The organism is Mesorhizobium sp. dw_380, from assembly GCF_018588885.1.
In the GTDB taxonomy this organism is placed as follows: Bacteria; Pseudomonadota; Alphaproteobacteria; order Rhizobiales; family Rhizobiaceae; genus Mesorhizobium.
In genome coordinates, this window is the sequence record NZ_JAFFIW010000012.1 from 1 (window position 1) to 20367 (window position 20367).

The following is a 20367-nucleotide window of genomic DNA, read 5'->3' on the forward strand; positions in this document are numbered from 1 at the left end:
AGGGGGGGGGGGGGGGGGGGGGGGGGGGGGTGGGGGGGGGGGGGGGTGGGCGGGGGGGGGGGGGCCCGCGGGGGGGGGGGGCGGGGGACGGGGGGGGGGGGGCGCGGCGGGCGCGCGCCCGTCCCCGCCCCCCCCCCCCCCCCGCCCGCGCGCCCCCCCCCCCCCCCCCCCCCCCCCCCCCCCCCCCCCCCCCCCCCCCCCCCCCGCCCCCCCGGCCCCCCCCCCCCCGCCAACGGGGAGAAGGGAAGGGAGGCGTTTGATGAACGAGCACGCGACCACTAATCTCAAGCCCGAGAAGATCGCCGGCGGCGTCGCCGCCGACCAGCGGCACGATTCCGCCCACAAGCATGTCAGCGGCACAGCCGTCTATATCGACGACATGCCGGAACCGGCAGGCACGCTGCATGGCTGCCTCGGCCTTTCGACGGCGACCCATGCCGCCATCGTCGAGATGGACCTTTCGGCGGTGCGCGCCGCGCCGGGCGTCGTCGATGTGCTGACGGCAAGGGATGTACCGGGCGAGAACGACATTTCGCCGACTGGCCGCCATGACGAGCCGGTCCTGGCTGACGGCAAGGTCGAGTTCTACGGCCAGCCGATCTTCTGCGTTATTGCCGAGACCCGCGAACAGGCCCGCCGCGCCACCAGGCTGGCCAGGGTCGAATACAAGGAATTGCCTTTCGTCACCGATATCGGCGATCTCGACCCGATGAAGGACAAGCTGGTCACGCCGCCTCTCACGCTGAAGCGCGGCGATGCGGCGGCTGCGATCCGTCAGGCGCCGCGCCGGCTGAAGGGAAAGATGCGCGTCGGCGGCCAGGAGCATTTCTATCTTGAAGGCCATATCGCCATGGCCATTCCAGGCGAGGACCAGGACGTCACCATCTATTCTTCGACCCAGCATCCGAGCGAAGTCCAGCATATGGTCAGCCACGCGCTCGGCGTGCCCAGCAACGCCGTCACGGTGGAGATCCGCCGCATGGGCGGCGGCTTCGGCGGCAAGGAAACGCAAGGCAACCAGTTTGCCGCATTGGCCGCGATCGCCGCCAAGAAGCACCATCGCACGGTGAAAATCCGGCCCGACCGCGACGACGACATGATCGCCACCGGCAAGCGTCACGACTTCCTCGTCGACTATGAGGTCGGCTTCGATGACGAAGGCAACATCCTCGGTGTCGATTTCATGTTCGCGGCGCGCTGCGGTTTCTCGTCGGACCTGTCAGGTCCGGTGACCGATCGCGCACTGTTCCATTGCGACAACACCTATTTCTGGCCGGCGGTGCATGCGCAGTCGGCACCGCTCTACACCAACACCGTGTCGAACACCGCTTTCCGCGGCTTTGGCGGCCCGCAAGGCATGGTCGGTGCCGAACGCGTCATCGACGAGGTAGCCTTCGCGGTCGGCCGGGATCCGCTGGAAATCCGCAAGAGGAATTTCTACGGCACCTCGGACCGCAACATCACGCCCTATCACCAGACGGTCGAGGACAACATCATCCAGCGCATCGTCGGCGAACTGGAGGAAAGCGCCTCCTATGCGCGGCGGCGGCGCGAGATATCGGCCTTCAATGCCAACAGTCGTTTCATCAAGCGCGGCCTGGCGCTGACGCCGGTCAAGTTCGGCATTTCCTTCACCGCCACGCACTACAACCAGGCCGGCGCGCTGGTGCATGTCTACACCGATGGTTCGGTGCATCTGAACCATGGCGGCACCGAGATGGGGCAGGGCCTCTACCTCAAGGTCGCGCAGGTGGTGGCGGAAGAGTTCCAGATCGACCTCGACCAGGTGAAGATCACGGCGACCACGACCGGCAAGGTGCCGAACACCTCGGCCACCGCGGCATCGTCCGGCTCCGATCTCAACGGCATGGCAGCGCAAAACGGTGCCCGTCAGATCAAGGACAGGCTGACCAATTTCGCCGCCGAAAAGTACCAGGTGCCGCGCGACCAGGTGCTTTTCCTGCCCAACCGGGTGCGCATCGGCAACCAGGAGATCGCCTTCGCCGACCTCGTCAAGCAAGCCTACATGGCGCGCATTCAGCTCTCGGCGGCGGGATTCTACAAGACGCCGAAAATCCACTGGGACCGCGACAAGGGACAGGGTCGCCCCTTCTACTATTTCGCCTATGGAGCCTCCTGCTCGGAAGTCTCGGTCGACACGCTGACCGGCGAATATGTGGTCGAGCGCACCGACATCCTGCACGAAACCGGCCGTTCGCTGAACCGCGCCATCGATCTCGGCCAGATCGAGGGCGGCTTCATCCAGGGCATGGGCTGGCTGACGACGGAAGAACTATGGTGGGACGACAAGGGTCGGCTGCGCACCCATGCGCCGTCCACCTACAAGATTCCGCTCGCCTCCGATCGGCCGAAGATCTTCAACGTGACCCTGGCCGACTGGCCCGAGGCGAGCGAGCCGACGATCCACCGCTCCAAGGCCGTTGGCGAGCCGCCCTTCCCGCTCGGCATGTCCGTGCTGCACGCATTGTCGGATGCGGTGGCCAGCGTCGCCGACCACAAGATCTGCCCGCGTCTCGATGCCCCGGCAACGCCGGAACGCGTCCTGATGACGATCGAGCGGCTGAAGCGGGAGGCCGGATCGGCAGCCTGAAATCCGGCAAACGTGCAAATTCAGCGCGAAAAGCCTATATTTCCCAGTTGGGAATGCAAAAAATGAACTCGAAAGTGCAAAGCCTGAAAGCCTTTCTCGCCAGCGCTGGCCGGGCCGCGTTGGTCGAGGTGGCCGGCACCAAGGGCTCGACGCCGCGCGAGAAGGGCGCCTTCATGCTCGTCTCGGCGTCGGCGATTTTGGGCACCATCGGCGGCGGCCAGCTCGAATACATGGCCATCGACAAGGCCCGTCAGATGCTCGGATCTTCACCCTCCCCCTCGTGGGGAGGGTCGGCCGGCGAAGCCGGCCGGGGTGGGGGTGCGGCCGGTCGCACCAGGCGACCCCCACCCCGGTTCGCGAACGCCGCTACGCGGCGTCCACTCACCGACCCTCCCCACAAGGGGGAGGGTGAAGAAGCCCGCATCGAGGTTGATGAAGTCTGCGCCACGCTCGATGTGCCCCTCGGCCCCGAGATCGGCCAATGCTGTGGCGGGCGCGTCGAAGTCTTGATCCGGCTTGTCGATGCCGCACTTGCCGCCGAGCTGGTTGCGGCGGCGGAAGCCGAAGAGGCGCACCTGCCGCATGTCTACATCTTCGGCGGCGGCCACGTCGGCCAGGCGCTGGCGTCGGCGATCGCGCTTCTGCCGGTGCGCGGCGTCGTCATCGAGACACGGGCCGAGGCGCTGGAAGGCATGCCGGACACCGTCGAGACGCGGCTGACGCCGATGCCCGAGGCGGAGGTGCGCAACGCGCCGGCCGGCACGGCTTTCGCCGTCCTCACCCACGATCACGCACTGGATTTCCTGATCGTCGCCGAGGCTCTGAAGCGCGACGACGCGGTCTATGTCGGCATGATCGGCTCGAAGACCAAGAAGGCGACCTTCAAGAACTGGTTCCTGAAGTCGGCAGATGGCGCGGAAGCGGAATTCGCCCGCCTCGTCTCGCCGATTGGCGGCGATGCCGTCAAGGACAAGCGTCCGCAAGTCATCGCAGCGCTTGCCGCCGCCGAGATCATGACGGCGCTGGTCGTTCACAATACGGCGTCAAATGCCGGCCATCCGGTCCCGCGCGGCAAGATGATGGCCAGCTAAGCTGTGCCGGCTCAAGCCGGACGTTTCAAGTCCAGATGGTCGCGCAATGTTCGGCCTTCATAGTCCCGTCGGAATAGTCCGCGCCGCTGCAGTTCCGGCACCACCAGCGCGGCGAAGGCATCGAGTTCGCCCGGGAAATAGGACGGCATGACGTTGAAGCCGTCGGCCGCGCCGCCCTCGAACCGCGCCTGCAGCTCGTCGGCGACCTGCGCTGGCGTGCCGACGATGCGCCAATGGCCGCGCGCGCCGGCGAAATGACGGGCAAGCTGGCGGATGGAGAGGCCGTCGCGGCGCGATTGCTCGATGACCAGCGCCTGCCGGCTTTTCATCCCTTCGCTCTCCGGCAGGTCGGGCAGCGGTCCGTCGATCGGATAGCGCCACAGATCGGAGATGCTGAGATAGCTGGACAGCAGCGCCAGGCCGACATCGTCGGGGATCAACTCCTGCAACTCCTCGTGTTTTTCGCGGGCTTCGGCCTCGGTTTCCGCCACCACGGGTGCCACGCCGGGCATGATCTTGATGTCGTCCGGCCCGCGCCCATAGGCCGCCATGCGCCCCTTGAGATCGTCATAAAAGGCCTTCGCTTCCTCGAAGGTCTGCGCCGCCGTGAACACCACGTCGGCGGTGCGGGCGGCAAGGTCGCGGCCGACATCCGAGGCGCCGGCCTGGACCATGACTGGCGCCCCCTGCGGCGAACGCGGCAGGTCGAGCGGGTCACGCACCGAAAAGCTCTGGCCGTCATGGCCGGAGGCGCCGAGCTTGCCGTGCCACAGCCCGGTGACCACCTCGGCGAATTCGCGCGCCCGCTCGTAGCGGTCGGCATGCGGCTTGAGGCCGGTCGCGCCGAAATTGGCGGCTTCGATGGGGCTCGCCGACGTGACCAGGTTCCACCCGGCGCGGCCGCCGCTCAGCTGATCGAGCGACAGGAAGGTCCGCGCCAGCCCGTAAGGTTCGTTGTAGCTTGTCGACGCCGTCGACACGAGACCGATGCGGCTGGTCTGCACCGCGAGCGCCGAGAGCAGGCTGATCGGCTCGAAGCCGATCGACCGCGACGTCTGGCTGGCGATGCCGATATCGGCTTCGCGCAGGCCGGCGGCATCCTCGCAGAAGATCATGTCGAACTTCGCCGCTTCCGCCGTCCGCGCCAGTTGGATGTAATGATCGATGTCGATGCCTGCGGTCACATGCGCCTTGGGATGGCGCCAGGCGGCGATGTGGTGGCCCGTCGCCCACAGGAAGGCGCCGAGCTTCATCTGGGCGGTCATTGGTCACCTCCGCCGGCAAGGCCAAGATGCGAGCGCAAGGTCGTACCGCGATAACCCTCCCGAAACAGGCCGCGTCGCCGCAACTCCGGCAGGACCAATCCCATGAAATCGTCCAGCGCGGAAGGCCGCGCCGGCAGCAGGAGGTTGAACCCGTCGCAACTTTTCGAGCGGAACCGTTGGTCCAGCCTGTCGGCAGCGAGGGTCGGCCCATCCTCAAGCGAGACGTTCGTCAGCACCTTCACGGCATCCGGTTCGCGTCCGCAGGCGACGACGCGGCGCTTCAGATCATCAAAGCGTGCTTTCGTGTCTTCGGCCGGTCCGTCGTCCAGCAGGATGACATCGGCGGTGCGGGCTGCAATATTGAAGTCGGGCTCCGACAGACCCGACAGGGCAAGCACCGGCGTGTCCTGCGGCGACCGCGCGACATTCAGCGGTCCGCGCACGGAGAAAAATTCGCCCTGATGGTCGAGCAGGTGCATTTTGTCCGGATCATGGAAGCGTCCGCCGGCCTTGTCGAACAGCAGCGCGTCCGCGTCCCAGCCCCGCCACAGGCCTTGGACGATGCCGATATATTCCTCGGTTCGGCGGCGAAAATCGTCGCTGGAAAATCCATCCGGCCGGCTGAAATTGGCTGCCTCGCGCGGCGCCTGCGCCATCGTCGCGTGCCACCCGGCGCGGCCATGGCTGATGATGTCGAGCGAAGCAAAACGGCGCGTCAGATTGTAGGGCTGGTGGGCGACGGTCGAGGCCGCAGCGACCAGCCCGATCCTGCTCGTCACCGTCGCCAGCGCGGCAAGCAAGGTTGTCGCTTCGAAGGCCATCGGACTGTTCACTGCACCGCCACCGGCAGCCGGCGCGGAATCGGCAAGCAGCACCATGTCCAGCTTGGCCGCTTCAGCCCTTTGCACAAAACTGGCCAGGCGGCTGAATTCCGGCTCGACCCCGCGATCGGCGATTCCCGAAAACAGCGAAACGGCAAGATGCATTGTGGCGCCGTTGTCCATTGGTAGTCCCTGCAAGGCGAAACAGAGCCAGAACTATGTTCGCCGCCTGCAGCGATGGCAACCGCCGACGCTGGGCCAACCGCCGCTCACATGCCGGCCAGCAATTACTTCCCGGCTGGGCCGGGTTTTGATGTCTGGACACGTCGTATATGCTTGCGTTGGCGGATCACATGCACCGACGATTAGCGGAAATATCAATCACTTCGTCATCCACGGGCGAAGCAAGGAGCGTAGCGACACGGCGCAGACCCGAGATCCATGCCGCGATTTCAAAGCGTTGCCACGGTGCAGAATTCTGCTCCGCTGCACTCCTCTGCCGAGGTCACGGAATGGATCCCAGGGTCTCCGCGACGGAGCTTCGCTCCTGCTTCGCCCAGGGATGACGACATTGGGAGGCTTAAGCCAATTTCGAATGTTGGCGATGGTTCAGGGATCGACCGGTGCCTCCGCGCCGCAGGTGGTTCTATTTTCCCGCAAGAATATCCTTGATCAGCCGCTGGCAGCGCTCGGCCATGAAGTCGAGCAGCAGCCGCACCTTGGGGTCCTGCAGCTTCTTGTGCGGATAGACGGCGGCGAACTGCACCGGCGTCGGCGGCGTGTTGGCCAGGATCACCTTCAGCCGCTGGTCGCGGATGAACGGCTCGACCTCGAAGCGCGGCTTGTTGATGATGCCGCGACCGGACAGCGCCCAGCCGGTCAGTACGTCGCCATCGTCCGTGTCGTAGGGGCCATGCACCTCGAATTTCTGTGGCCCGGCCGGCGTCTGCAGCGTCCACACATATTCGCGCGCGCCGGAATAGCGCAGCATCAGGCAGTCATGCTTCTTGCCGATCAGTTCCTGCGGCTCCATCGGCTCGCCGCGTGCCTCCAGATATTTCGGTGCCGCCACCAGCACGCGTTCGCATTCCATGATGCCGCGCATCCTGAGGCTGGAATCCTCGATGATGCCGAGCCGGAAGGCGACATCGATGCCTTCCTTCATGATGTCGACATTGTGGTCCGAGAGCCTCAGCCGCACCTCGATATCGGGGTATTTGTCATGGAAATCGGGAATGCCCGAGGCCACCAGCCTGCGGCCGAGGCCGAGGGGCGCGGTCACCCGTATAGTGCCGCGCGGCTGGCCGGACAGCGCCGAGACGGCGGCCTCCGCTTCGGTGATCGCCTCCAGCACCTGCTTGGCGCCGGAGTAAAAAACGGTGCCGTGCTCGGTCGGCATCAATTGCCGTGTGGTGCGGTTGAACAGCCGCACGCCAAGATGCTTCTCCAGCTCCTTGATGCGGTTGGAGGCGACCGCCGGCGAAATGCGCATGTCGCGGCCTGCCGCCGACAGATTGCCGAGTTCGACGACGCGGACGAAGACGGCGATGTTGTCGAGGTAGGCCATGCGGCTTCGTGGCTCTCAAAAGGATTTATGGGGTCAACCTAGTATTTTCCATTTTTTTTTGAAAGTCATCGTACACCTCGCCTCTTTTCGTTTGCGCGCCACACCGTAAAGTCACCCAATCGGCAGGGACGACTTCAATGATGGATTTCGCGATTTTCTGGGACTGGCTGAGCTTCGCCGTGCGCTGGCTGCATGTCATCACCGGCATCGCCTGGATCGGCTCGTCTTTCTATTTCGTCGCGCTCGATCTCGGCCTGCGCCAGCGACCCGGCATGCCTGTCGGCGCCTTCGGCGAGGAATGGCAGGTCCATGGCGGCGGCTTCTACCACATCCAGAAATATCTGGTGGCGCCGGCCGAGATGCCCGAACACCTGACCTGGTTCAAATGGGAATCCTACGCCACCTGGCTGTCGGGCTTCGCCATGCTGTGCGTCGTCTACTACGCCGGCGCCGATCTGTTCCTGATCGATCCGAATGTGCTCCCCATGTCGGTCCCGGTTGGTATCCTGCTGTCGCTGGCGACGATCGGCGTCGGCTGGGTGGTCTACGATCTCTTGTGCCGCTCGCCGCTTGGCAAAAGCGACACCGGCCTGATGCTCGTGCTCTACTGCGTGCTGGTGTTCATCGCCTGGGGGCTGACGCACCTGTTCACCGGCCGCGCCGCCTTCCTGCATCTGGGCGCCATCACCGCCACGATCATGTCGGCCAACGTCTTCATGGTCATCATCCCCAACCAGAAGATCGTCGTCGCCGACCTTATCGCCGGCCGCAAGCCCGACCCGAAATACGGCAAGATCGCCAAGCAGCGCTCGCTTCACAACAACTATCTGACGCTGCCGGTGCTGTTTCTGATGCTGTCGAACCATTATCCGCTGGCGTTTGGCACGCAGTTCAACTGGGTCATCGCCTCGCTGGTGTTCATCATCGGCGTGCTGATCCGGCACTATTTCAACAGCGTCCATGCACGCAAGGGTAACCCGACCTGGACCTGGCTGGGCGCCCTTGTCCTGTTCATCATCATCATCTGGCTGTCGACCGTGCCGAAGGTGCTGACCGGCGAACCCAAAGCCTCCGCCTCCGCGGAAGTCTATATCGCCTCTGCCCATTTCCCGGCGGTGCGCGACACCGTGCTCGGCCGCTGCTCGATGTGCCATGCGGCCGAACCGGTCTATGAAGGCATCTATCACGCGCCCAAGGGCGTGATGCTGGACACCGACGCAGACATCGCCAACCACGCCCGCGAGATTTATCTGCAGGCCGGCCGCAGCCATGCCATGCCGCCCGCCAACGTCTCGCAGATATCAGACGAGGAACGGGCGCTGCTGGTGGCCTGGTTCGAAGGCGCAGGGAAGTAGCATGACCTCGACACTTCTGCGCGGCCGCACGCTGTCCTTCCTGCGCTGGCCCGAGACCATCGACGACCATTCCGCCTGGCGCTACGAGGAGGATGGCGGCCTGCTGATCCGCGACGGCAGGATCGTTGCCGCCGGCGCTTATGGCGATGTCGAGAAACAGGCCGGCGAGGGGACAAAAAAGATCGATCACCGGCCGCATCTGCTGCTGCCGGGCTTCATCGATGCGCATGTGCATTTCCCGCAGATGCAGATCATCGGCTCCTACGGCGCCGAGCTGCTCGACTGGCTGAACACCTACACCTTCCCGGAAGAGACGAAGTTCGCTAACGCGCAGCACGGCCGCCGCGTTTCCAGGCTGTTCCTCGACGAAATGCTGCGCCACGGCACGACGACCGTTGTCGCCTACTGCTCGGTGCACAAAGCCTCGGCCGAAGCTTTCTTCGCCGAATCGCATGACCGCAACATGCTCAACATCGCCGGCAAGGTGATGATGGACCGCAATGCCCCCGACGGCGTGCTCGACACGCCGCAATCGGGCTATGACGACACCAAGGCGCTGATCGCGGAATGGCACGGCAGGGGCCGTCAACTTTATGCCATCACCCCGCGTTTCGCCATCACCTCCTCGCCGGAGCAGATGGAGATGGCCGGCGCGCTCAGCCGCGAATATCCAGACCTGCACATGCAGACGCATCTGTCGGAAAACCACGCCGAGATCGCCTTCACGCAACAGCTTTACCCGTGGTCGCGCGACTACACCGACGTCTATGAACATTACGGGCTGCTGGGCAAAAAAAGCCTGTTCGGCCACTGCATCCATCTGTCGGAGCGTGAGGCGGACGCGCTTTCGGACAGCAGATCGGTGGCGGTGTTCTGCCCGACCTCGAACCTGTTCCTCGGCTCCGGCCTCTTCGACTATCAGCGCTACCGCACGCGGGACAAAGCTCTGCGCATTGCCGCTGCAACGGATGTCGGCGGCGGCACCAACTATTCCATGCTGCGCACCATGGACGAAGGCTACAAGGTGATCGCGCTGAATGGCGAGAAGCTCAACCCGTTGCAGTCCTTCTGGCAGATGACGCGCGGCAATGCCGAGGCGCTGTCGGTGGCCGACAAGGTCGGCACGCTGGAGGAAGGCACCGACGCCGATATCGTCGTTTTGGATGCGAACGCTACGCCGGCGATGCGGCTCAGGATGGAGACGGTCGAGACACTGGCGCAGGAGTTATTTCTCCTGCAGACGCTGGGCGACGACCGCGCCGTGCGCGAGGTTTATGTCGCCGGACGGCGATCTAAGAGCGACATGGCGATTTAGATCGCTCCGGCATGTTCCTCGCTTGACCCCGCGGCAGCCATCGGTCAAAGCGTGCGGCGAAGTTGACAGGGGAACGATATGGCCATTGCCGAAGACATCGCTCTGATCAAGAGACAGGAAGAAACCCTTGTCTTTCCCGCCTTCGATGAGGCGGTTGCCTTCAAGATCGGCTCGGCCATCCGCAAGCGTGCGCTCGCGGAGCACCTGCCTGTTGTCGTCGATATCAGGACCTTCGACCGGCCGCTCTTCTATGCGGCCATGCCGGGTTCGAACGCCTCCAATCCCGATTGGGCGCGGCGCAAGATCAACGTCGTCAGGCGGTTCCTGAGAAGCACCTACCGCATGGTGCTGGAACAGCAGCGCCCAGACCGCACCTTCAAGATCGGCGAAGCCCTCGACATATCGGACTATGTGCTGGCCGGCGGCGGGTTTCCGGTCACGGTCAAGGGTGCCGGGGTCATTGGCGTGATCGCGGTGTCCGGCCTGCCGGAACGCCAGGACCACGGCGTCGTGGTCGATGCGCTGTGTGATTATCTGGGTATCGATAAGCGTGCTCTGACACTGCATTCGGAAGCCGAATGACCGTGTTCGATCCCAAATCCTTCCTCACCGCGGTCTTCAACGCTGCCGTCGCCGCCGCCGATCCAGAGCGGACGATCAGGGATCATCTCCCGGCCAAACCTAGGGGTCGCATCATTGTCATCGGTGCCGGCAAAGGCTCGGCGCAGATGGCGGCGGCCTTCGAAAAAGTCTGGGACGGCCCGATAGAAGGGCTAGTCGTCACCCGCTACGGCTATGGCGCCAAATGCGAGCGCATCGAGATCATCGAGGCCGCGCATCCGGTGCCGGACGCCGCCGGGCTTGAAGCCTCGCGGCGACTGCTGGAGAAGGTCCGGGGGCTGACTGCGGACGATCTGGTCGTGGCGCTGATCTCCGGCGGCGGCTCGGCGCTGCTACCATCGCCGGCGGCCGGCCTGACGCTGGCCGATGAGATCGCCGTCAACGAGGCGCTGCTTGCCTGCGGCGCGCCGATCGCGGCGATGAACACCATCCGAAAACATGTTTCCACCATCAAGGGCGGCCGGCTGGCCGCCGCCGCCTGGCCGGCCAAGGTGGTGTCGCTGGTCGTCTCCGATATTCCCGGCGACAATCCGGCACTCGTCGCCTCCGGCCCAACGGTGCCCGATACCGGCAGCCGTGAAGACGCGCTGGCATCGATATCGGCCTATGGCATGAAGCTGCCGGAGGCGGTGATAGCGCACATCGGTTCACCGGCGGCCGATGCACCAAACCCCGGCGATCAGCGCTTTTCGCACAACGAGGTGCACCTGATCGCCTCGGCCGGCGTGTCGCTGGAAGCAGCAGCGGTCGAAGCCAGGCGGCAAGGCGTCGAGGCCGTCATCCTCTCCGATGCCATCGAGGGTGAGGCGCGCGAGGTCGGCGGCGTCCATGCGGCCATCGCGCGTGAAGTCGCGACGCGCAACCGGCCATTCCAAAAGCCGGTGCTGATCCTGTCCGGCGGCGAGACAACAGTGACTTTGCGCGCCAAAGGCAAGGGCGGGCGCAACTCGGAATTCCTCCTCGCCTTCGCCATCGGCATCAGCGGTGTCCAAGGCATTCACGCCCTGGCCGCCGACACCGACGGCATCGACGGTTCGGAAGACAATGCCGGCGCCTTCGCCGACGGTTCGACCGTATCGCGCATGCGCACGGCCGGCGTCGACGCCAAGGCCATGCTGGCCGTCAACAATGCCTGGACGGCATTCAATGCCGTAGGCGATCTTTTCGTGCCCGGCCCGACCGGCACGAATGTGAATGATCTGAGGGCCATTCTCGTTCGTTAAAGCGCGTCGCGTCAGCGCGAGCGCTGCCCCTCATCCGCCTGCCGGTACCTTCTCCCTGTATAGTGACGGGGAGAAGGAGACTAGGCTAGCCTCGGCCTCTTCTTGCGTTGGTGATTGGCGAAAACACCGAAGACAGCGTCTTTCTCCCCCTCACTATACGGGGAGAAATGTCCGGCAGGACAATGAGGGGCGGCGCGGACCGACGATCCCTAACCAACCTGATCAAGCCGCCATCAGCTGCTTCACCTGCTTCATGTCTTGCAGGAACCGGTCACGCTCGGCCGCCTTGTCCGCGGCCTCACGGATGCGCAGGATGAAGGAGGGGTGGATGGTGATGAACACACGCAGGCCGTCCTCGCGCGCTATCACCTGGCCGCGCATCTTTATCACCGGTGTCGCCTTGCCCAGCAGCGACAATGCCGCCGTTGCGCCGAGCGCCACGGCGAGGTTCGGCTTGATCAGATCGAACTCCTGGTCGAGCCACCAGCGGCACGCCTGAACCTCGCCGGCATTCGGCTTGGAATGGATGCGCCGCTTGCCGCGTGGCTCGAATTTGAAATGCTTGACCGCGTTGGTGACGTAGACCTTCTGCCGATCCACACCCGCGTCATCGAGGATCGCATCGAACACCTTGCCGGCCGGACCGACGAAAGGTTTGCCAGCGAGATCTTCCTGGTCGCCGGGCTGTTCACCGACGAAGATCACGCTGGCGTCGTCCGGCCCTTCGCCGAACACGGTCTGTGTTGCATTGCGCCACAGCGGACAGCGGCGGCAGCCTTGTGCCGCCTCGCGCAGTTCGGGGATAGAGTTGGCATTGGTTTCGTCCGATATCAACTCGGCGCGTGACACGGAAACGCGCCGGGCTGGCATCTTCGCATCGCGCGGAAGGCCTGTGGTCGCCATCATCTTGCCTCGTCCATTCCGATATTGAAATGGTCGAAGCAGACGATGGTTCCTTCCTCACACCTCGTGCAGGTAGAGATGATAGTCCAGTTCGCTGACCGTGCGCGCCACGCGCAAATATTCGGACTGCTTGATCGCCACGAAGGTGCGGTGCAGATCCTCGCCGAGCGCACCCTTCAGGAAGCTGGATGTCCTCGCCGCCTCGATGGCGGCGCGCCAATCGGCCGGCATCGTCGTGCGCGTGACGGCTGCCTCATAGCCATTGCCGGTCGTTTCAGGACCGGGATCGAGACCCTCGTCCAGGCCCTTGATGATGCCGGCGAGCACTGTCGCGGCGATCAGGTAGGGGTTGGCGTCGACACCGGACGGGCGGTGCTCGATGCGCCGGTTCTTGGCGTCGCCCGCGGGCACCCGCAGCGCCACCGAACGGTTGTTGACGCCCCAGGTCGGCGCCACCGGCGCATAGGATTGCGAGACGAAGCGCCGCCAGGAATTGGCGTGCGGCGCAAACACCAGCATCGATTCCGCCATCGTCTGGATGAGGCCGCCAAGCCCGCGCAGCAGCGGCAGCGACCAGCTTTCGCCACCGGCTTCGGAAAAAACGTTCTTGCCCGCTCTGTCCTGCAGCGAGACGTGGAAATGCATGCCGGAGCCGGCATATTTCTCGATGGGCTTCGCCATGAAACAGGCAGTCACGCCATGGCGGCGCGCCTGCGCCCGCACCAGCCGCTTCAGCATGACGAGGTCGTCGGCCGCCCGCATCACGTCCTTGCGGTAGTTCAGCGTCAATTCGTACTGGCCAGGCGCATATTCGGAGATCACCGTCTCGGCCGGAATGCCCTGCGCCTTCGCCGCCGCATAGATGTCGGAAAACAGCGGTTCCATGCCGTGCAGATGGTCGACGGAATAGACTTCGGTCTTGCCTGAGACGCGGCCATCGAGCACCGCGCGCGCCGGCTGCACCTTGCCCTCGGCGTCACGCTCGTTGGCGAGGAGAAAAAATTCGAGCTCGAAGGCGCCGGCCGGGTAGAGGCCCTTGGCCGCCAGTATGTCCACCTGCCGGGCCAGCGCAAGCCGCGGGTCGGATGACATAGGCTGGCCGTCAAGATGATACATCGCCATCAGCACCTGGCCGCGCGGCGGGTTGGTGCCGTAAAGCGGCACCACCGTGCCGGGGATCGGCCAAGCCCTGAGATCGCCGTCACCGGTCGTCCAGATCAGCCCCGTCTCGTGCACATCCTCGCCGGTGATGTCGAGGCCGAGGATCGAGATCGGCATGTGCCGGCCACCCTCGAAAATGCTTTTCAGCTCATGCCGGCGCACGATCTTGCCGCGGCCGACGCCATTGGCGTCGGTCAGCACGATATCGAAGGCTTCGATCTCGGGATGGGCGTCGAGAAAGGCTTGCGCCTCGGTGGGCGAGGAGCCCGAAGGTGAGGTCACGATGGCATTGTCCATGGCCGCTTGTCTCATGCCGCAAGCTTCGCCGCAACTGCGCCGAAGGCGGCGATCAGCCGGTTGACCTGGGTGCCTGACGTCGCCGGCGAGATCAGGATCATGTTGTGGAACGGCGCGATCAAGACGCCGCGATTGACCAGCGCGACATGGATGGCGGCTTCCAGTTCCGGCGAATGCGCGCCTTCCGCCTCGGCACCATTGCGCAACGGGCCAGGCGCGCAGATGAACTCGACGCGGGCGCCGACGCGGGCGACATGCCAGGGCAGACGATAGCGGCCGATCACGCCGGTCAGCCCGGCATCCAGACGCCGCGCCAGATGGTCCATGCGGTCATAATTCTCCGGCGTCATCACCTCTTCGAGCGTGGCGCGCATGGTGGCGAACTGTAGTGGGTTAGCCGAGAGCGTCGTGCCCATGCCGGAATAGCCGGGCTCCTTCGTCCTGTTGTAGTCGGCATAGCGCGAGGCGACCTCATCGCTCATGCCCCACACGCTTGCCGGCACGCCGCCGGCGATCGGCTTGCCCAGCACGAACAAGTCCGGCTCGAGCCCATATTTCCTGGTGTAGCCGCCCGGACCGGTCGAGATGGTATGCGTCTCGTCGATGAGCAGCAGCGTGCCGGCCGCCCGCGTCAGCTTTCGCAGCGCGTCATGGAAGCCCGGATCGGCCAGCACCATGCAGGAATTGGTCAGCACCGGCTCGGCGATGACACAGGCCACATCCCTGTCCCTGAGCGCGGCTTCAAGTGCTGCGACATCGTTGAACTCGATGACCTTCGCGGTGCGGGTCAGGTCGCGGAATTCGCCAGCCAGCCCTGGCCGGTTGACGGGCTTGCCGTCGATCAGCCGCACCATCGTCTCATCCACCGAGCCGTGATAGCAGCCGTTGAAGACGAGGATTTTTTCCCGGGAGGTGACGGCGCGGGCAACGCGCAGTGCGAAGCGGTTGGCGTCGGTCGCCGTCGTCGCGATCTGCCAGAATGGCAGGCCGAAACGCCGTTGCAGCAGCGGCCCGATGGCGAGCGCGTCTTCCGAAGGCAGCATATAGGTCAGGCCGCGTCCGGCCTGCCGGCGGATCGCGCGCGCCACTGGCGGCGGCGAGTGGCCGAACATCGAGCCGGTGTCGCCAAGGCAGAAATCGTCGAGCTTGTTACCGTCTATGTCTGTGATGGTGGCGCCCCTGGCGCTGTCGACCAGGATCGGAAACGGCGTCGGCCAATCGTTCATCCAGTGCATCGGCACGCCGCCGAAGAAGCCGGGCAGGCCGTTGCCGACCTTGGATTGCGATTTGGGCCGTGCTTTGCGGAAAACCTCACCCTCGGTCTCGCGCAATTCGGCGATGCGCTCTCGACTGATGCCGCCGATGGACGTCTTTGAGCTGTCGCTGCTGTGCATGGAAACCCCTCTGATAGGTTCCTCTTAGCCAATCCAGGTCGGCGACCGCAATTGGCCGCGCGTCTGTCCTGCATTGGCTCAGCGAAGCTTGACCATGCTGACGAAGTCAGCGCCAATGCTGTCGGCAATGGCGGCGCGGGGAAAAATGCGGACAATCATCTGCATAACGACGCTGGTTCTTTCGACCGGCATGGCGTTCGCGACTGGCGGCATCTGGTGCTCGGTCGACGATGCGGCGGTGAAATTCCAGGTCGATGCCGGCGTCACCACAGGCATGGGCGGCCCGACCTTCAACTTTCGCGGTGACCTTGAAATCAAGGCGAGGCCCGACGGCGACCAACTGCAAAAGACCACGTTCGAGAATTCCAACCTCACCCAGTACTGGCTCGACAACAAGGAACTGCGGCTGAACATCTACCGCGAGCAGGAGGTCTCCAAGACCTACAGCTCTGTCGAACTGACGATCCTGACCAGGGCCAGAGATGAAGGCGTCTATGATGGGGAATACAAGCTTGCCGTCTACGACAGCAGAGACGACACGGACAGCGATGGCAAGACATCAGATCTGACCGGCAAGATCTCCTGCGGCGCCGAGTGATCCGCTGGCTAAGCAATTCCAGGAAAAGTGTGAAGCGGTTTTCCGTCCGGAATTGCGTAAAACAGAGAGGTAGACAACTACGCCGTGATGTCGATGACGCCGCAGTCGCCGGCGGCACTGCCGAAGGCGATACGGCGTTCTTCCTTGTCCCACATCATCGAGGTGATGGCGCCTTTGCCCGGCCTGCGCAACAGCACTTCCTTGGCGTCGGAAAAACGCACAGCCATGACCATGCCGTCGTCATAGCCGACGGCCACGACATCCTGGCTCGGGTGGCAAGCGACCGCTGTCACCATGGCATTGCCGCGCGTGCCGAGTTCCAGCGGCGCCTTGCCCATCGGCCCGTCCTTGCCCGAAAACGGCCAGACGATCGCCGCCGGCGCGCCGGAACTGGCCAGCCATTTGCCTTTGACGCTCCATGACAGGCTCTTGACCTTGCCGGGATACCCGGTCATGCGCATGTGCTTGCCGTCGGCGAGCTTCCAGCCATGCAAGGCGTTTTCCTGCATGGTGGTGACGAGGAAGGCGCCGTCCGGCGAGAAGGTGATGCCGGTATGGGCGCCGGCCCATTCGAGTTCCACCGGCTTGCCCTCGGCTGCCGGGAAATGCAGCGTCGCGCCATTGTAGCGGGCGACGCCGAAGCGCATGCCCTTGGGCGAAAAAGCCAGTCCCTCGACCGAGCGCGGATGGGCAAATTCCCTGGTCTTGCCATCGGCGAAGCGCACGAAGGCGGTTTTTCCCGTCGCATAGGCAATGGCGCCTTGCGGTCCGGCCGCGACGCTGGTGATCCATTTTTTCCCGGCGCTCGCCAGATCGGTAACTTCGCCGCCCGCCTTCACGGCAAACACCTTGCCGTCCTCACCGCCGGTGATCAGCCTGTCATTCGCCGCATCATGGAAGGCCGCGAGCAGCCCGTCATTGGCCTGCACGGTCTTGTGGCCATTGTCCAACCGATGAACGGTGCCGTCTGCCAGCGCGAAATGCGGCACGTCGCCGACGAAGACGGCGGTGACGCAATGGCCTTCGAGATCAAGCGGGGCGACTGTGGGCATGTAAGGACAATTCCATTCGAGATTTCTGCCGGTCGTCTCGGAAGCCGCCAGCGCGGCTGGGTGCGCTCCGCCTTCTCCCCTTGTGGGAGAAGGTGGATCGGCGCGTAGCGCCGAGACGGTTGAGGGGTGTTGGACGGATTGCCGTCGATGCCAAGCTGGAGCACCCCTCATCCGACCTCGCTTCGCGAGGCCACCTTCTCCCACAAGGGGAGAAGGAAGAGCGGGCAGCGCTAGCGCTATAAAGTCCGAAAATCAAGCAGCCTGGCAGGCCTCGAAACTCTTCTTCAGCCGCTCGGCGTCGAGCTCGCGGCCGATGAACACCAGCCGGCTCTCATGCTTCTCGCCGTCCTTCCAGGCGCGCTGGTGGTCGCCCTCGATGATCATGTGCACGCCCTGGATGACGTAGCGCTCGTCGTCCCCCTTGAGCGCGATGATGCCCTTCAGCCGCAGGATGTTCGGGCCTTCCATCTGGGTGATCTTCTCGATCCACGGGAAGAATTTCTTCGGGTCCATCTCGCCGCCGCGCAGCGACACCGACTGCACTGTCACATCGTGGATGTCCGAGGGATGCGCGTGGTCATGCCCGTCATGATCATGGTGGTGATGGTGGCCATCATGGTCGTGATGATCATGATCGTGGTCATGATGGTCATCATGCGCTTCCAGGAAATGCGGATCGTTTTCCAGCGCCCGGGACAGGTCGAAGGCGCCACGGTCGAGCACTTCCGACAGAGCGACGCCGGCGCGGGTGGTGCGGTGGATCCTCGCCGCCGGATTGATGGCGCGGATCGTCGCCTCGACCTTGGCGAGTTCATCCGGTGTGACGAGATCAGTCTTGTTGAGCACGACGACGTCAGCGAAGGCGATCTGGTCCTCGGCTTCCTTGGAATCCTTGAGTCGCAGCGGCAGATGCTTGGCGTCGACCAGCGCCACCACCGCGTCGAGCTTGGTCTTGGAGCGCACGTCGTCGTCCATGAAGAAGGTCTGCGCCACCGGCACCGGATCGGCGAGCCCCGTGGTCTCGACCACGATGGCGTCGAAGCGGCCGGGCCGGCGCATCAGGCCTTCGACGACTCGGATCAGGTCGCCGCGCACCGTGCAGCAGACGCAGCCATTGTTCATCTCGTAGATTTCCTCGTCGGACTCCACGATGAGGTCGTTGTCGATGCCGATTTCCCCAAATTCATTGACGATCACGGCGTAGCGCCTGCCGTGGTTTTCCGACAGGATGCGGTTGAGCAGCGTCGTCTTGCCGGCGCCGAGATAGCCGGTGAGAACCGTTACGGGAATCTGCGTCTGTGCGTCGCTCATGGCTTGCCTCGAAATGACTGGGCCTTGAAAATCCAGGCCGCGAAAAGGGATTGTCGGCTCCATATAGGATGTGTGCCGGGCTTTTGCACGGGGCAAAACGATGGACCAAAGCGGCCGGCCGGGACTGCCCTGCGGGTGTTGGCGGCGGAAGGGTCTTCGCCTCCGGCAAAGAGCGTATCCGGACTGGGGGCGCGAAGCGTCCCAATCGCGGTCGCGCCATGGTTGCCCTGAATCCATCGCTTCAGAAACTCGTTTGTCATCTAACTGAAATAAACATCTGGCATTAGCCACGGCGGACACCGCAATGCTTGCCGGCAAAGCTGTTTGGAGCGCCGGAATCTTTTTGATCGTCGATTGCCAACCGGCCGGCTGCGTCTATGCTGCACGCACCGGTACGGCCGAAGAGGGATGACCATGGCCAAGGCGGACAAGACTGCAACGATGAGCCGGCTGCATTCCGCGGCAAGGCTGGCAAGAACCGCGCTGGCGGCCCGGCTTCTTGCGCACGGCTTCTATGCCGGCCAGGACCAGATCATGCTGGCGCTCGACCGCGAGGACGGCCAGACCCCGGGCAATCTGGCCGGTCGCCTCGGCGTGCGCCCGCCCACCATCACCAAGACCATCAACAGGCTGCAGGCGCAGGGTTTTCTGGAAAAGCGCGCCTCCGAGGCCGATGCCCGCCAGGCGCATATCTTCTTGACCGACACCGGCCGCGAAACCATTCGCGCCATCGAGAAATCGGTGAAGAAGACCGAGAAGCAGGCGCTGAAAGGCCTCGACAAGAAGGATCAGAAGGCGCTGTTCAAGCTGCTTGCCCGCATAGAGGCCAACCTCTCCAACGAGGAACTGGTGCTGATCGACGACGACGCCGAGTCGGACGAATGATCGCAGCGTTCAGGCCGCGGCCTCAGCCGATTCCCGGATCAGCGACGACCAACGTCCGGGCGTCATGCCGAACGCTTTCTTGAATTGCCTGTTGAAATGACTCTGGTCGGTGAAGCCGGCCTCGACCGCGATCTGCGCCAAGGGTTCGCCGGCGGCGATCATCCGCCGCGCGCGCTGAAGCCGGCGCATCACCAGGAAACGATGCGGGCTGGTCGAGAAAGCGGCGCGGAAATGCCGTGACAGGGCATAGCGATCGAGCCCGGTGACAGCCTCCAATTCGCCGGAGCGGACGGGGCGAGTGGCGTTCTCCGTGAGATAGTCACGCGCCAGCGCCACCGCCCGCCATGCCGTTCCGGCCATCGGCTTGCCCGGCTGGCCGGCATGCCGCGACAGGCTCTGCATCAATTGCGCAAGGAAATCGTCGACGAACAGCTCGTCGAGCTCCTGCTGCAGCGGCCCCAGCGCTGAAAGCAGCGTGGCGCGGAAGGCGTCGTCCCTCACCACCGCATCCCTGACGAAGGGCAATGACGCCCCGCCAAAGCAGTCCAGCATCAGCGACGGTTCGAGATAGAGCATCCTGTAGCGCAATCCGTCCTCGGTGCCGGCGCCGCCGTCATGCAATTCGTCGGGATGCAGCACGATGATCTGGCCGGGCAGGCTTAGCCGCGTCGCACCGCGATAGCGAAAGGTCTGCACGCCCTGCAGGGTAACCCCGATCGCATAGGTGTCATGGCGATGCAGATCGAAGGCGCTGCCGTGGAACCGCGCCTCGATCCGCTCCATGCCCGCAGGGTCGGGAGCGGAGATGATGCAGTTTTCAGCCGCATCGGCGCACAAACGTCCAAGACCCTCGAAGGCCTGGCTGCCTAGATCGTGCGACATCGTCTCCTTCAGCCC

The 20367-nt window shown here is 64.3% G+C and carries 17 protein-coding genes; 8 read left to right on the forward strand and 9 right to left on the reverse strand.

The window, feature by feature from the left end; translation table 11 throughout:
• Window positions 1–259 precede the first annotated feature (259 nt).
• Entirely contained in the window at window positions 260–2611 is a 2352-nt protein-coding gene (xdhB, locus tag JT360_RS14305; protein ID WP_214472314.1) for a xanthine dehydrogenase molybdopterin binding subunit, read from the forward strand.
• Window positions 2612–2673: 62 nt separating this feature from the next.
• Window positions 2674–3702, forward strand: coding sequence for a xanthine dehydrogenase accessory protein XdhC (xdhC, locus tag JT360_RS14310; RefSeq protein WP_214472315.1), 1029 nt, complete (start codon window positions 2674–2676; stop codon window positions 3700–3702).
• Window positions 3703–3713: 11 nt separating this feature from the next.
• Here xdhC and JT360_RS14315 read toward each other — a convergent pair whose 3' ends face one another.
• From JT360_RS14315 to JT360_RS14325, 3 genes are all read right to left on the reverse strand, one after another.
• A complete protein-coding gene (locus JT360_RS14315) occupies window positions 3714–4967 on the reverse strand; it encodes an LLM class flavin-dependent oxidoreductase (protein WP_214472316.1) in 1254 nt (417 codons plus the stop codon).
• Window positions 4964–5971 (reverse strand): LLM class flavin-dependent oxidoreductase, encoded by a 1008-nt coding sequence (locus JT360_RS14320; RefSeq protein ID WP_250888813.1) that lies wholly within the window; start codon window positions 5969–5971, stop codon window positions 4964–4966. The genes JT360_RS14315 and JT360_RS14320 overlap by 4 nt, the downstream gene beginning before the upstream one ends.
• Before the next feature lie 463 nt (window positions 5972–6434).
• Window positions 6435–7355 (reverse strand): LysR family transcriptional regulator, encoded by a 921-nt coding sequence (locus tag JT360_RS14325; RefSeq protein WP_214472317.1) that lies wholly within the window; start codon window positions 7353–7355, stop codon window positions 6435–6437.
• 137 nt (window positions 7356–7492) lie between these two features.
• Here JT360_RS14325 and JT360_RS14330 point away from each other — a divergent pair, with 137 nt between their 5' ends.
• From JT360_RS14330 to JT360_RS14345, 4 genes are all read left to right on the forward strand, one after another.
• Window positions 7493–8710 carry a urate hydroxylase PuuD gene (locus JT360_RS14330; protein ID WP_214472318.1) on the forward strand — a complete coding sequence of 406 codons (1218 nt, stop codon included), beginning with the start codon at window positions 7493–7495 and terminating at the stop codon, window positions 8708–8710.
• Between the two features lies 1 nt (window position 8711).
• On the forward strand, window positions 8712–10025 hold the full coding sequence (gene guaD, locus JT360_RS14335) for a guanine deaminase (RefSeq protein ID WP_214472319.1): 1314 nt from the start codon (window positions 8712–8714) through the stop codon (window positions 10023–10025).
• A 78-nt stretch (window positions 10026–10103) separates the two neighbouring features.
• On the forward strand, window positions 10104–10607 hold the full coding sequence (locus JT360_RS14340; protein WP_214472320.1) for a heme-degrading domain-containing protein: 504 nt from the start codon (window positions 10104–10106) through the stop codon (window positions 10605–10607).
• Window positions 10604–11869, forward strand: coding sequence for a glycerate kinase type-2 family protein (locus JT360_RS14345; RefSeq protein WP_214472321.1), 1266 nt, complete (start codon window positions 10604–10606; stop codon window positions 11867–11869). Before JT360_RS14340 ends, JT360_RS14345 begins: the two co-directional genes overlap by 4 nt.
• Before the next feature lie 222 nt (window positions 11870–12091).
• Here the strand turns inward: JT360_RS14345 and JT360_RS14350 are convergent, their stop codons facing one another.
• Genes JT360_RS14350 through JT360_RS14360 form a run of 3 tightly spaced genes read right to left on the reverse strand, consistent with a single transcriptional unit; the run spans window position 12092 to window position 15624 of the window.
• Window positions 12092–12772 carry a UdgX family uracil-DNA binding protein gene (locus JT360_RS14350; RefSeq protein ID WP_214472447.1) on the reverse strand — a complete coding sequence of 227 codons (681 nt, stop codon included), beginning with the start codon at window positions 12770–12772 and terminating at the stop codon, window positions 12092–12094.
• 57 nt (window positions 12773–12829) lie between these two features.
• Window positions 12830–14230 (reverse strand): glutamine synthetase family protein, encoded by a 1401-nt coding sequence (locus tag JT360_RS14355; RefSeq protein WP_214472322.1) that lies wholly within the window; start codon window positions 14228–14230, stop codon window positions 12830–12832.
• Window positions 14231–14241: 11 nt separating this feature from the next.
• On the reverse strand, window positions 14242–15624 hold the full coding sequence (locus JT360_RS14360; RefSeq protein WP_214472323.1) for an aspartate aminotransferase family protein: 1383 nt from the start codon (window positions 15622–15624) through the stop codon (window positions 14242–14244).
• 145 nt (window positions 15625–15769) lie between these two features.
• Here JT360_RS14360 and JT360_RS14365 point away from each other — a divergent pair, with 145 nt between their 5' ends.
• Window positions 15770–16222 (forward strand): hypothetical protein, encoded by a 453-nt coding sequence (locus JT360_RS14365; RefSeq protein ID WP_214472448.1) that lies wholly within the window; start codon window positions 15770–15772, stop codon window positions 16220–16222.
• A 77-nt stretch (window positions 16223–16299) separates the two neighbouring features.
• Here the strand turns inward: JT360_RS14365 and JT360_RS14370 are convergent, their stop codons facing one another.
• Entirely contained in the window at window positions 16300–17274 is a 975-nt protein-coding gene (locus JT360_RS14370; protein ID WP_214472324.1) for a WD40 repeat domain-containing protein, read from the reverse strand.
• 252 nt (window positions 17275–17526) lie between these two features.
• The gene (locus JT360_RS14375) at window positions 17527–18585 is read right to left on the reverse strand and encodes a CobW family GTP-binding protein (RefSeq protein ID WP_214472325.1); all 1059 of its coding nucleotides are present in this window, start codon (window positions 18583–18585) and stop codon (window positions 17527–17529) included.
• Window positions 18586–18999: 414 nt separating this feature from the next.
• On the opposite strand from JT360_RS14375, the gene JT360_RS14380 reads away from it, so the two are divergent.
• Window positions 19000–19470, forward strand: coding sequence for a MarR family winged helix-turn-helix transcriptional regulator (locus JT360_RS14380; protein WP_214472326.1), 471 nt, complete (start codon window positions 19000–19002; stop codon window positions 19468–19470).
• Between the two features lie 9 nt (window positions 19471–19479).
• Here JT360_RS14380 and JT360_RS14385 read toward each other — a convergent pair whose 3' ends face one another.
• Window positions 19480–20352 carry an AraC family transcriptional regulator gene (locus JT360_RS14385; protein ID WP_214472327.1) on the reverse strand — a complete coding sequence of 291 codons (873 nt, stop codon included), beginning with the start codon at window positions 20350–20352 and terminating at the stop codon, window positions 19480–19482.
• Window positions 20353–20367: the final 15 nt, after the last annotated feature.